Origin of the sequence: Enterococcus sp. AZ128, assembly GCF_051714485.1 — a bacterium.
Taxonomy (GTDB): domain Bacteria; phylum Bacillota; class Bacilli; order Lactobacillales; family Enterococcaceae; genus Enterococcus_A.
Genome location: NZ_JBIORZ010000004.1, coordinates 136,938 through 150,780 on the forward strand (window position 1 = coordinate 136,938; position 13,843 = coordinate 150,780).

Sequence of the window (13,843 nt, forward strand, 5' to 3'; positions counted from 1 at the left end):
TTTATTTTCCTCCCCTTACTTTGATTGGTCGAAAATGTAGGAAGACGCCAGCCATCCCAATCACTAATAGACAGGCGGATATGATCAAAATAATCCGCATCGCTTTCGTTCCACCGGCAAACGGTAATAAGGTTTGAGTGGAATTTGAGACATGTACTTTAGCAATATAATTGTAGGTCGGCACAGTGACTTTTATGGGGTCTTTCAACAGTTCAAAACCATCTGGTGCTTTGGTTTCAACGATTGTGTAATCACCTGGCGGAAGACCATCAAATTCCAACCATCCGGTTGCATCCGTTTTGGCAGAACCAATTTTATCGGCTGGATCTGTACTGTTTCCTTTGAAGATATCAAATTCGGCATCTTTTAAAGGTTTGCCCGAATTTTCAATCTCCGCTTCACTCAATATGCCATCGTTATTATCATCAATAACAGTACTTTCCTCATATTTGAAGAGTCGAATCTTCGATAGACGAGTCAACCCAGCGTTGACATCCGTGATATGATTTATCTTATCGGTCTCTGATGCCAAAAGTGCAGGTAAATCCTTCAATTCTGGTTGATTGTATTCCGGTGTTTTGTAATCACTAGGATCCGCTTTTGAATTCTTCGTCGGGTCACTTCCGACTAATTGCTTGGTCACGATAACGACTTTTCGAACCACCAAGTCTCCCACCTGAAATTCAGCAATGTATTCTCCTTCTGGAAGATTTTCAAATTTATACTTCCCGTTCGAATCAGTCACTACAAGCGAATCACCCGATCCGTCAATAAACGCGTTACCTAACAAATCATGCTCAACAAGCTCTTCTACATAGCTACTATTTTCTTGGCTTGTCCGATACAATTTCACCGGAATATTGCCAACAGGATCTTCGGATGATCCATCAGCTTTATTACCAATTAGGCCATCATAGTCATCGTCATACCAGACATATCCCGAAAGATCTCGACTGAATACTGTCGTCTCGACAATATTACTAGTTACTGGTAAATCAATCGAACTGTTAAATGATGCTTTATTTCGATAAAGATCTCCGGGCTTTTGCCCAGTTGGTGAAATCGTGATCTCAAACTCAAGCTCTTCACCTACATCCATCTCATCAAGTGATACTAAAAAAGCAGTAGCATTTTTAATTGAATCAACGGAGGAACTACCAGGTACATAGGTTCCCCAACCACTAATGGTATTAGGATCTCTATTTTCTATACTTGGTATCGCAGTGTTTGTATACTTGATCGTTCCACTACCTTGCAACATTTTCATATTAGTTACTGTATAAGAACCCGCAAAGGATGTTCCATTGGAATCACCATTGTATGGTAAGGCATCTAGAACATTTACTTTGACCAATTTGTCAGAGCTGTTATTTGTTAGTTTAATCGTGTATTTAATGTCAGTAGATAATGATGTATTAGCTGGATCATCTTCGCCAATCTCAATATATTCAGGGACAACTTTTTTTTCCAAGGATATTTTCTGCATTTGATAAAGCTGAACTTTCCCTGTCGACTCACGAGCATTTACTTTCGATTTGTCATTTTGACTTGTATCACCTTTTATCCATACTTCTCCTACTGTATACACAGTAGCTTCTGCAACCGCAGAATCTGTAAAGGTCAAATCTTTAATAGCTGGAGTCGTTTCAAAGTTAACCTCTGGAACATCTCCAGTCTCAGGATTAACATCATCAATCTGCCATATAATAGTTGTTGTTTTATCTAGATTTACTACAACACTAACAGGGGTAAGAGTATTCCCCGAACCATCTTCAGCGCTACCCGCGACATACTCCAGTCCCTTCGGAAGTGTGGTGGTCAGCTTGACTGTATGAGCAGTGTTACCACCCGAAACATTCCCCGTGACTTTCCACTTAACTGTTTCATCCGTTTTATACGTCGGTTTTTCTGGAGCTGTAGTCGTCGTAATACCAACACCTGTAATCCACAATGTATCCCCGTAAGAAGCCATTGTTCCTGCCTCGCCTCTATTAGTTCCTGCTGAATCCCTAGCAAAATGCCCGCCTGTTTTAGACCCAGAAGCATTGAATGTACTCGGCTGATAATAGTAACCTCTTCTTACATTTGGTCTTTCAAATTTATATCCAGCGGTTATATCACCATTATCATAACTACTATTCACATGAGAAGTGAATGTATTCATCAATAGGATATTAGGATTACCAGCACCCAAAGTAGCACCATCTGTATAATTATTGATTTGACCAATTGCACGAACTGGTACTTGTAATCCAAATGACCCAGCACCCACACCACCTTCAATTCTGACAGCAGAAATTTTACCTGCAGCTTCTGCAGCGGCTACCGTAGTATACCAATCATACTGTGACTCGATAGCCGCTTGGGCAAGCGGTGCATTCTGTGGGACTAAACCGGATTTCTTCACGCCGTACTTCCAGGTATACGATGAATCTCCTCCTGGACCCATACGTGTTGTTCTTGTAGAATCATATTCAATTGAATTCGCATTCCAACGCCCATAAGAAATTATACTTTTAGTAGAAACTGGATCTATATCGGAATAACGTATTGATGCCGTGAATTGATAGCCTTTAGCAGCCTTGGCACTACCATCCCCATTCCATTCACTGTCTATTCCACCCAAGGAAACACCTTGTTCACCAGTAGTATCATTATGTGGATACGTAAACAATGCATGTTGAGAGACCGTACCAGGATCAGTCGTAACAGATAATTCTACTTGTTCAGATCCTCCGCTATGGGTCTCACCTTCATAACTTATATCACCAATAGCTACTGTTGATATATAAGTTTTTGCATGGTCTGTTTTATTCTTAAAATAAAGGTTACTCCATTCGACTAATAGCGTTGTAGTAGCAAAGTGCTTTTCATTTTTGCTAACTGTTTCTCCACCCATAGTATACGTATAAGGATTCCAAACGGGTTGATAACCTGTAGTCGCATTCCCCGAAAGCTTGACTGTGGTATCTGTAGGAACAGAGACATCCCCCGTATCGTAAACACCCATTTTGGTTTTATCACCCGAAGTAGGTTCAGTAGTCAATATCTGTTGACTTTTTCCATAAGGAATACTTGTACTAAGTGTGGACTGATCAATATTGAGTGAACGTCCAGCAGAGTTATGTGTCCGCCAGTCCCAATCAGAAGCTGTGGTACTTGTCGACCCCCATGTTCCAGCAATAATTTTTACCGGATACGCGCCAGTGGTACTTGTCGAACTGCTTGTTGGAGGAACGGTGACTGCTGGTACACTGGAACTGGAACTTGGTCGATAAATAGTTTGCACTGTGTCTAGCTCAAATTCTATGTCACCAGCAGGAAAAGTAGAACCACGGAAATCATCTGTACCGCGCCCACTTAACGTTTTCAAATAGATTCCCACCCCTAAGCCTGCCACTTGCCAATCATTCCTTGAGGCTGAACTGAAGCCCCCACCTGTAACAGTATTATCAAAGTTTTTTTGCTTTCCCTTAACCAATTTAGTAGTAATTGATGGTTTTGCAGTAACCTTCTTTGTTGGAACTGTTAAACTAGATAAATTATTCTCGTCATACACTTTGTTAAATGTTTCAACTGTTCCAGTAGTTTCGTTCTTAGCACTGATGATCGTAATTTTTATTTTTGGATTTAAAGCTGTATTATGTTGTGCGCCATTCACATTGACAAAAATCGGTAGTAGAATCTGACCATTAGCATTGATCGAAGATTCTACATAACCATTTCCCGTTTTAGTATTATCGGATTCAGTGACCAATCCACCACTATTTTCGGCTTCAATTTCATAGTTGAATCGTTCTTTCCCAGAAGAATCAAATCCGTGAGCATTTGGCAAATCCATATCTACACGATATTTGATATCTGAATACACAATTCCTGGGTCACTTCCCTCTACAGAAAATGTAAGTAAGTAGATGTTGGAGTCAAACGTTCGTACCCAATCGTTAGTATCATTTAAATCATACCCTGGAGTATCACTACCATCAAAAGTCCCAGTTCCAGAACGTACACTGACTTTCGCACCAGTTACATTGACGGAAGTAGCTGCTCGTGGCGCTCGTGTTGTTGTCGTTTCAGTTGTAGCTTTATTCTCTTCGTCTGGGAATTCGATTGGTTTAAAGGATTCTGTTTTTGAGTAATTTCTCTTTTTAAGTTCCTCAACCGTTTCATCGCCTCGTAAAGGTTCTATCTCTTCTTTATCTGACTCATTAGATTCTTTAGACTCTTCTGTAACCTTAGTTTTATCTTCATTTTCTGATTCAGTTTTAGTGTCTTCAACCTTGACTGAAGCAAAGGTAAACAATTTTTGCTTACTCTCATCTTCAACATTTTCAAGTTTCACAGTAACGTCATCGGAAACTGTTTCCCTAGCAAAAAGAATATTCCTTGATTCGTCTTTCAACAACTTAAGATAAGCAGTTACTTCTCCAGTTTCAAAATTCTTTACGCGAATTAATTCGTTGGTCAGTTTCTTTTTATCTGCTTCCTTATTACTTTCAGAAGAATTTTTGTTATCTGATTCTCCATTTAAAACAGCAAGCTCTTTTTTCAAATCAAAGCTTGAAGACATCACTTCTCTTACAGGAAGTTTTCTCGTATCATTATCAGCAGATGAAATACTGAGTTTACCATTATTCGGTAAACGATAGAGTTGATTTTTCTTTGCAGTCAGTTTTAATTCCACCGATGTATCTGGAATACTAACTTCTTTTCCAGTGATGTCTTCATCATTTTTGATAACAGTCAATTTAGTGGAAGAATCATCCGCCCGTAATGAAATCATATTAGATATTGAATATCCAATACCTAATATGACCACGATAGGAAGAAGAATGGCGACTAATTGCTTGATTTTGATTTCTTTGCGCATTGTCTGCCCTTCCTTTCTATCCCTATTTAAGCGGTGCGACGTTTTTTATCAATTGCGATTGCTGCGGTACCAATCGTGATTGCTCCGATCGCGATGATGATAATCAACATCGTGCCAGTACCACCAGTGAATGGTAAATTTGTTTTCGGTTCATTGACTACTGTAATTTCTGGTGTTGAATTATTATGTGAAGTTAACGTTACTGTTACTTTTTGCTCTGTTTTCAATAATTCAAATCCTGCTGGAGATTTCGTTTCCACTATCCAGTAATCTTTCTTAATGTCCGTATGTGCCCATGTTGCTTCTGAAGTAATACTTGGATCTTGTTTGTCATTCCCATTTGAATCCGTAAACCATTCCAGTTCTAATCCGTCAAATCTCGCTTCCCCTGTCGCATTTGAAGTAGACGTTAGGTAAGTTACTCCTGAAGGTAATACTGGTGTTGATGAACCATCTGAATTCAATGTATAAGACTTTCCATCACTAGCTAAGAAAACTTTATCTTTAGCATTTTGTTCACTTGTCGCAATGTGGAACTCTGCCCCTGATAGATCAGCGCCTGCCTTATCAGTCTTTTTGATATCAAATCCACCAGTGAAATATTCAGGTTCATCACTTGTTTCTGTCATAGGTTCTTGTCCTGGAATTAAATAGTTAACATCATATTTATTGGAAATTACACCATTAGTATCTTCTTCTACAGTTGTCTTATACACTACTCTAATGTGTGTATCGCCATCTTCTGTAACTTTTTTCATCCCAGCTTGTGTCAAATCAACTGCAACTTCTTTTGCTGCATTAGCTGTCATATTTGTAACAGGGTGAGACGTTACTGCGGTACCATTCAACTCAACGGTATAATGCGTACCAATTGTTAAATTTGACCAAGTCGCTCCATCATCGTCGGATACCTGTATTTCAATATCTTTTAACAATAGTTTTGTATCCAAATCATCGATTACTGTGAAGTAATTCGCGTATAAATCATATGGACTACTAGGTGATGCTGTAATCACTTGGTCTGGCAATGGATTTCCATCTTTATCATGCATATTGGTAATAGTCATATCTTTAGTAATTTCGCTATACAATCCAGATGGTAATTTTGTCGTTGCTTCCCATTGAAAATCTTGCCCTGCCTTGATTGAATAGCCTTTACCGCCTTCAATCGATTTATCCAAATCAGTCTCTGTTACAATATTTTTCGGATGTACATGTACGTCGTAAATTAATTTAGAGGTATCATCACGTTTTGTTTGAGGTAACCAAACAAAGAATGGATCCATCGGTTTGGTAATCTCAATGCCAGTTTCTCCTGTGCTTGGATTTGTGTATGTGTACTTTCCGCTGCTATCTGTGATTTCACGAACTAGATAAATACCATCCGCTGTTTTTCCTGTTCCAACATCAAATTTCAAACTACCATCGACTGCCGTTTTTCCTGTTTGTGCAGTAAAGGTCGTATCAATAGTGTAATGTGTCGTTTCTTTTTGCACTAACGGATCAGTTAAATCCACTCCTGTGTTAGGAATGACACGAATAATTTCAAAATTGACATCCTGCATTACTTGTTTTCCAGTCAAATCTGGTGCTACAGCTGGATCTAACGATTCCCCATCTCCACGTCCACCTAGTTCTGCGGTACTATTAATCTCATATTTCCAAATAGTGATTGAGCGATCCGAAGTATTGTCTGATACTGCATTTGCACTAATATTTTGTGTTGGTGGTGCTGCAAGAGCTACCGAGCCCACCCCTGCTCCAGTAGATGCTACCATTGTTAACACACCCAAAGTCATTGCCGCTTTACTTATCCATCTTCTCTTGTTTTTCATAATGAACTCCTTTGCACATTTTTTGTCTTTTACTCTTAAATTAGCTAAAATGAATAAATGAGAAGAGGCCAGTCACCATTTCTCTCATTTATTATTTTCCAATACTAAAAGTAGACTAATTCTCCTTTAGTATTGGGAACTAATGAAAAACTAGTATGTCTGTATTTCGATAAACATACCTCCCTTCAAAAGCTGTAGTACACTTCTTCATGATAGTTGTGTTTCTAGTCTTTAATTTGATGGCTCACAAAGTTCTTCTTAGTCTTGTAAAAAACTAGAAAAGTGTCATAAGTCCTTTGTAAATCAAGACTTATGACACTTTTTGACGATGAATGACGGCTTATTATTCTTTACTCCTATACCCTCTTCTGTTTTTCATTTTAAATATAGTAGCTATTAAGCAAGAAGCGCTGTTTCAAAATGCAAAAAAACTATTAAAGCGCTTTATCAAAAAAAAAAAAAAAAATCCACCAAAAAGTTGTAAACATCTTTTTGAAAATGATTTCATTCATATTTAACTAATCAATCGGTCCAATTGTTTGATAACCTGGAAGCGTTGCTCCAACATGGCGTCAACGTAGGTATCTAAGGTCATTTGTGTTGAGGCGTGACCTAATAGTGCACTTACTGAAGGAATATCCTTATTTGCCTCTAAACAACGCGTAGCGAATGTATGCCGCAATTGATGAAAATGCACATGCACAAGGTTCGCTTTTCTACGTATTCGATGAAAATGATAAGTAAGTAATCTAGCTCACAAGGTTGGCCCTGTGTTGAAAATACAAAAATACCTTTTGACCGTTTCCGATGATTCCTCAATATCTTTTTTAATGTTTGACTGATAGGGATTATTCGAACTGACGCCTCTGTTTTCGAGTCCGTCAGAATTAATTGTGTCTTATCTTGGCCACTTATTGTTGGAATCCTTTGATAAGTGTGGTGTACATAAATCAAATTAGCACTAAAATCGATATCAGACCATTTCAGTGCCGCAATTTCCCCAATTCTCATACCAGAATAAAGAGCTAATAGTGATGGGAGCCCATATCCGTTTTTCTCGTTAGTAGCAATCTTCATTATTTTTTTTTGTTCAGATAACGATAATGCACGAACTTTTTTTTGCTTTGCTTTTGGAATTTTCAACTCGGAGAATGGATTAACATTTATTTTCCCCCTTTTTTTTGCACTATTAAGACATTTATTCAGTATTCGAAAAATCACTTGTACAGTAGAACGTGATAATCTTTTTTGCATCTCAATCAAAAGTTTTCTTCCTATTTCTTTTGAAAGTTCATTTAAGGAAGTATCTTTGAGCAACGGTAAAACATACCTTCTTAATTTATAGTTATAACTGGAAAATGTTGATGGTTTAACTTCATCTTGTACCTCATTCAACCATTCACCAGCCCATTCTTCAAATGAAAATGCAGCCACCCCTTGAATTTGTTGCACTGACTGATAATGAATTCGGAGAGGATATAACTTCTGTTTTACTTCGGAATAGCTCTTTCCATAAACATACCCATACTTAATTCGTCCATTCTTCTGTCTCCCTTTCGGAAATCGTCCTTCCCATCTACCATCCTTCCGATAGTATATATTTTCACCTTTGCGCATTTAAAAATCCTCCTATGTTGACGGCTTTACCGACGGTGTATTTTTTTTAGTTTTATTATTTTCTTCGATTAAACCCCCGTATGAAAACGTTATCCAATCGAGCCAGCATCGTTCTTCTCACCAAATGTAATTTTTTTGATGAATAGCATTGCCTATTATTTAACGATAATATATAATTAACTTATGATTCACTCTTGATATAACATTTATATAACTTATTCGACTTCGTTATATCATCCTTGTTTCTAGTTTTTTACAAAACCAAGCTACGTTCATTTAAACTCAACATCCTTTCGTCTTCACTCAAAAATAAAAATGAACTGTTATTATTCATTTCGGAACCATTCATTATATTTGTATAAATAATTGTTTTTCAAGTATTTATGCAAAAAGACATATTCAAATTAAAGGCAAAATCATAAAAAAAATGGTGTACAACTGCATAGTTGTATACCATTTTCGTTCTGTTCAAATAAAATAAAAAAAATTGTATTATTTGCTTTTATTAATGTATAAATATAAATCCATATATATAGACTTATTCGTGCTAAACAGTAGAGTATTAATTCAATCTAAATTTTTTTCATCTTAGTGAATATACGCTTCTAAAATTCTATTAATGCTGCATATTAAATATGAGTTGTTAGTATTAACTCAACATTTCGAAAAACATTAAAAATATTATTTTTCATATAACTTGATAATCATCAGTAGCGTCCAGGATATACTGATTATGAATTAGCTCCCATGGAACAATTTTGCAAAAGTAAGATATCTTTTAATCAGACACATTAATCAGTAAAATAGGAACATAACACTTTGAGGATATTGATTAAATCAACGTTGGTGGTTAATCATTGAATGCATTTCTTATTTTTACTTTATCATCGATTAGTTATTCACATTTTGATTTGAAATATTATCCTATTTTTAGTAACTAGATTATGTTTTCGAATAGGCGAATTACAAGCAACTAAAACATACGAAAATCGAAGTATATTGTCTAAAATAAAATGAAAAACATGTAAGTCAGTCTTTAGGTCAAATAAATCATTTCTTTCCTTCTACCTTCCTTCATCTATTTCTTCCCCGATAACTAAACGATCTTGCAGATTCATCCCTTCAAAATAGGCAATCAATTCTTCCTTTGAAGTATCAAAAGTCAATGACAGGCGGTTATTTCTACTTTTATAAAGGGAAACAAACTGCGCCTGATTCGATAGTGCTTCAATCTGAATTTTTTTAAACTCATGAAAATCACCTGCTAACACACCTAGTTTGATCAATTGATCCTCACTGAAGCCTTCTCTCATGAAGCCAAACATAAAAATCAGCGCGGCAAAGGCGATCAATTTGATTTGATCCGCTAGATTATCTGACCAAAAAATGGTGGTCAAAGTAATGGATAAAACCACAGATAGAGTCTTTTTGATCCAACTGCCTTTAGCAACTAGTTTTATCTTCTTTTGCTCTCTAACTTGTAAAACGATCAATAACAATAAGAAAGCCGCTATTATTACTGCCTCTGCCATCATGCTCACCTTTCCTTTACCACTCAGCTATGGTACCGTCATAATTTTTCCATTGAGGATTTGTCCAAACAAGACCTTCCTGTGCAATCTCTTCAATCTTCTCTTCGTCCATTTCAAGTCCTAAGCCCGGTTTATCAGGCAAGTCAACATAGCCATCTTTATATTGGAAAACCTCTTTATTTTTCACAAAATCTAGCAAATCAAAGCCTTTATTATAATGAATACCTAAGCTCTGTTCTTGAATAAACACATTCGGCGTACATGAATCAACCTGCAGCGTTGCGGCTAACGCGATTGGCCCATAAGGCGCATGAGGAGCAACCGCCACATCATAAGCTTCTGCCATCGCGGCAATTTTTCTCGTTTCTAGAATACCTCCGCACAAGGCAACATCCGGTTGAATCACATCGATCGCACCTTGATTGAAAATATTTTTAAATTGCCAGCGTGTATATAAACGTTCTCCGGTAGCCAAAGGAACTGCGACTGAATTAGCGACTTCTTTGAAATGTTCTTCGTTTTCCGGCAGCACCACTTCTTCTAAAAACATCGGATGATACGGTTCAAGCGCCTTAGCTAAAACTTTGGCCATTGGTTTGTGTACACGTCCATGGAAATCGACCCCAATCGACATTTTGCTGCCAAAATGATTATGGATAGACGCTACGCGTTCGACCACTTCCTCAACTTTTTCATAAGAATCAATATAGTGAAGTTCCGATGTCGCATTCATCTTGATAGCCGTGAACCCACGATCGAAACGATCCTGCGCTTGTTCCAGCACTTCATTTGGACGATCACCGCCAATCCAAGAATAGACTTTAATATTATCTCTGGCCGCACCGCCCAGTAATTCATAGACCGGAACACCAAAGGCTTTTCCTTTGATATCCCATAAAGCCATCTCGATACCAGAAACGATCGTTCCATTGATAGGACCACCTCGGAAAAAAGAGCGATGCATTTCTTGAAATAGGCGTTCAATTTCAAAAGGGTTTCTCCCAATCAAACGATTGCCAATTTCATAAGCCCCAGCAACCACCGTTTCCGTTTTCGTTCCAGAGATCATCTCGCCCCAGCCATCGATACCATCATCCGTACTTACCTTAATGAATACCCAACGCGGCTTCACTTTATAAACTGTTATCTTTGATATTTTCACGACCGTACTCCTTTTTTTATTTTAGGTTTAGCTTGACACCCTTTTTAATTTGTCTGAGCTTCTTTCATATTCTCTACATTTATTTTTTTAATGCCTTCAAAGTAATACCAAGCCCCGGCGAAAACTAGCAGCAAGATTGGAATACCAATGATCGGTTTAAATGTAAATGCTAAGAAAACTAAGTAACTTTGGATCATTGCGGTTGCCGCAAATGATGAGATAAGCATCGCGTTAGCCCCTAATTCAATTCCAACTGATTTAGCGATCGCTGTCAAAACTGGAGCTGTAGCAGTCCCGCACCACAATAGTGAAGCTGTCACAACTAATCCGATCACAAGATTTTTAAGTAAGTTCCCTCTAGTCAACGCAACCACCATTGCTACCCGGAAAGGAACAACGGCTAAATCGGCGAATGGCAGCACACGGTTTCCTGGCAATACTAATGCCATTGCGATTGTTAGCGGAATAATGATCAAAGCAGTAGTAATGACATCTGGATTTCCCACAACAACTGCTGCATCTAATCCAATAAATAGACGACGTCCTTTGAATTTTGCTTGCGACCATTTTTGAGCCGCATCAGATATCGGCATCAGTCCCTCCATAAACAAAGAGGTCATTTTAGGGATCAAAACAAGGACTGCAGACATACTTACTCCTAGTTGAAATATCTGCGTCACGTCAAAACCTGCTAACACACCGATTACTAATCCGATTACCAATCCCATAATCATTGAATCTCCAAAGAAGCCCAAGTATTTTTGCGCATCTTTAATTGTAAATGTTGATTTACGAAATAATGGGATACGATCCAATAACCAGTTTAGTGGCCAAGCAATGACTAGCGAGGACAAAGCCGAGACTGTTGGTAAAGAGACTCCTGGAATTCCGAAGAAGCCCTCTACCATCGGTTGTGACCAGTCGGAAATCTTGAAAGTAATAATCGCCATAACAATGGAAGCACCGACACCCAGCAAAACGTTCTTAGTTACGAAATAGACCATCACTCCTACGATTGCCATGTGATGATAATTCCAAATATCCACATCCAGCGTATTGGTCCGTTTAAGAATTAGTAAAATAATATTGACAATTAAAATGGCAAAGACCAGCAAAGCAATGATTGGTGAAGCCCACGTAACTGCAGCAATCGATCCCCAACCAACATCTAATGCGTCCAATTGAACTCCTGTCCGTTCAACCATAGCTTTTGCGGCCGGTCCAACATTGGTCGTCATGAAATCAAGAATCAGCTTAATCCCTGCAAATCCAATCCCTAGCGTCAAACCCGATTTAAACGCTCTGGTAATTTTTAACCCAAAGATCAAACCGATAACTGTAATAATTACCGGCAGCATAACCGTCGGGCCAGCAGCCATCAGAAAGTTAAAGACACTCATAATTACTTTCATTTTTGTCCCTCCTCAATAGATAGATTATTTAACATAGTTCAAAATTTCTTCCATCGTTTGTTCCGCGCCCATGCCAATCAAGATCGGCATGCCCTTAACCACTGGAACGTTCCCCGTTTGTCCTTCAAACTCACCCGTGGTGATTAACAAATCATAGTCTTGCACTTTACTTGGGACTTCCATCAATTTTGTTTGAGTAGTATCAACTTGAACCCCTTGACTGGTTAAGTATTCTTTTACCTTTGTTGCAACGACTGTTGAAGTCGCAATTCCATTTCCACATGCTATCAAAATTCTTTTCATTGTATATTCCTCCTAATTTTAAGCAACTGCCTGTTCTAAAAGATTTAGTAATTCTTTATTAGATTTTGTTTTGATCATCGCTTTTCTCAAGGGTTCATCCTGTATAATTGAAACAATTTTTTGTAGCATTTCTACCTGACCATGGGGCTCGCCAATCGCCATCATGATCACAATTTGAATCGGCAGCTCGGCTTGTTTTTTTTCCATATTATAAAACTCGACAGGTTGTTTCAGCGTGGCGATCGCCAACGTCGTTTTGTTGACCATTTCAAAATTCGCATGTGGGATCGCGATGCCAGGTTCTGAAGACGGCAAACCAGTAGGGTACTCTTCTTCCCTAGCTTGTATCGCTTGAATATATTCATACTTTACATAGCCTTTCTCAAATAACTTCTCCGCTAAAAAAGCCAAAACATCCTCTTTTGTTTTCGCAAAAACGTCCCTAAATACTAATTCTTCATGCAAAAATAGTTCCATCAAACACCTACTCCTTCCACATTTGAAAGTAACTTCTGCATAGATTTCGCTAGTTTATCACTATCTAAATTTTCTAAATCGCTTTTGTTAAACATACCTGATCCAAGCCCTAAGTAGCTTGCATCATTTTCCAGGAAAGCTTGTGCGTTCTCTATCGAAATCCCCCCCACACCCATCAAAGGTAATTTTCCTAACGGCGCTTGTACATCCTTGAAAAAGCGCGGTGACAGTACTGAAGCCGGAAAAATTTTAACAATATCTGCACCAAAATCAAACATTTCATTGATTTCAGAAGGAGTCATCGCCGCTGGTATTGCAAGCACCTCATGCTGCTTAGCGTAATCTAGCATTTCTTGGGTAAAAATATGCGGACCTAACAAAAATTCAGCCCCCGCTTGAATGGCTTCTTTAACATCCTTCATTGTCCGAACAGTCCCAGCTCCAATATGAATGATATCTCCATATTTTTCGGTTAACTGTTTGATTTGACTCAAAGCATCAGGTGTATTCAATGTCATCTCCACAGCAAAATCATTTTCTAAACTTTTCATCGCTTTCAGAATTGCATCAGCTTGTTGAAAAGTATATCCTCGCATGATAATCGTGAAACGTGGATAATCTTTTAATTTCATGTC

8 protein-coding genes and 1 pseudogene are annotated in these 13,843 nt (G+C 38.1%); all 9 read right to left on the reverse strand.

The window, feature by feature from the left end; genetic code table 11:
• Window position 1 precedes the first annotated feature (1 nt).
• A complete protein-coding gene (locus IGI38_RS21890) occupies window positions 2-4,870 on the reverse strand; it encodes a SpaA isopeptide-forming pilin-related protein (RefSeq protein ID WP_438734010.1) in 4,869 nt (1,622 codons plus the stop codon).
• Window positions 4,871-4,896: 26 nt separating this feature from the next.
• Window positions 4,897-6,705 (reverse strand): SpaH/EbpB family LPXTG-anchored major pilin, encoded by a 1,809-nt coding sequence (locus tag IGI38_RS21895; RefSeq protein ID WP_438734011.1) that lies wholly within the window; start codon window positions 6,703-6,705, stop codon window positions 4,897-4,899.
• 514 nt (window positions 6,706-7,219) lie between these two features.
• Window positions 7,220-8,322: pseudogene (locus IGI38_RS21900) on the reverse strand (tyrosine-type recombinase/integrase).
• Window positions 8,323-9,386: 1,064 nt separating this feature from the next.
• A complete protein-coding gene (locus IGI38_RS21905) occupies window positions 9,387-9,854 on the reverse strand; it encodes a hypothetical protein (RefSeq protein WP_438734012.1) in 468 nt (155 codons plus the stop codon).
• A 16-nt stretch (window positions 9,855-9,870) separates the two neighbouring features.
• Window positions 9,871-11,016 carry a galactonate dehydratase gene (dgoD, locus tag IGI38_RS21910; protein WP_438734013.1) on the reverse strand — a complete coding sequence of 382 codons (1,146 nt, stop codon included), beginning with the start codon at window positions 11,014-11,016 and terminating at the stop codon, window positions 9,871-9,873.
• A 44-nt stretch (window positions 11,017-11,060) separates the two neighbouring features.
• Window positions 11,061-12,428 (reverse strand): PTS galactitol transporter subunit IIC, encoded by a 1,368-nt coding sequence (locus IGI38_RS21915; RefSeq protein ID WP_438734014.1) that lies wholly within the window; start codon window positions 12,426-12,428, stop codon window positions 11,061-11,063.
• A 24-nt stretch (window positions 12,429-12,452) separates the two neighbouring features.
• On the reverse strand, window positions 12,453-12,731 hold the full coding sequence (locus IGI38_RS21920; RefSeq protein ID WP_438734015.1) for a PTS sugar transporter subunit IIB: 279 nt from the start codon (window positions 12,729-12,731) through the stop codon (window positions 12,453-12,455).
• Window positions 12,732-12,749: 18 nt separating this feature from the next.
• Window positions 12,750-13,208 (reverse strand): PTS sugar transporter subunit IIA, encoded by a 459-nt coding sequence (locus tag IGI38_RS21925; RefSeq protein WP_438734016.1) that lies wholly within the window; start codon window positions 13,206-13,208, stop codon window positions 12,750-12,752.
• A complete protein-coding gene (locus IGI38_RS21930; RefSeq protein WP_438734017.1) occupies window positions 13,208-13,840 on the reverse strand; it encodes a bifunctional 4-hydroxy-2-oxoglutarate aldolase/2-dehydro-3-deoxy-phosphogluconate aldolase in 633 nt (210 codons plus the stop codon). Before IGI38_RS21930 ends, IGI38_RS21925 begins: the two co-directional genes overlap by 1 nt.
• Between the last annotated feature and the right edge of the window lie 3 nt (window positions 13,841-13,843).

Bases quoted from the DNA above. Each gene is read 5' to 3' on its own strand.
- IGI38_RS21890 (WP_438734010.1), bottom strand. From the start codon at position 4,870: ATGCGCAAAGAAATCAAAATCAAGCAATTAGTCGCCATTCTTCTTCCT.
- IGI38_RS21895 (WP_438734011.1), bottom strand. From the start codon at position 6,705: ATGAAAAACAAGAGAAGATGGATAAGTAAAGCGGCAATGACTTTGGGT.
- IGI38_RS21930 (WP_438734017.1), bottom strand. From the start codon at position 13,840: ATGAAATTAAAAGATTATCCACGTTTCACGATTATCATGCGAGGATAT.
- IGI38_RS21925 (WP_438734016.1), bottom strand. From the start codon at position 13,208: ATGGAACTATTTTTGCATGAAGAATTAGTATTTAGGGACGTTTTTGCG.
- IGI38_RS21920 (WP_438734015.1), bottom strand. From the start codon at position 12,731: ATGAAAAGAATTTTGATAGCATGTGGAAATGGAATTGCGACTTCAACA.
- IGI38_RS21915 (WP_438734014.1), bottom strand. From the start codon at position 12,428: ATGAAAGTAATTATGAGTGTCTTTAACTTTCTGATGGCTGCTGGCCCG.
- IGI38_RS21905 (WP_438734012.1), bottom strand. From the start codon at position 9,854: ATGGCAGAGGCAGTAATAATAGCGGCTTTCTTATTGTTATTGATCGTT.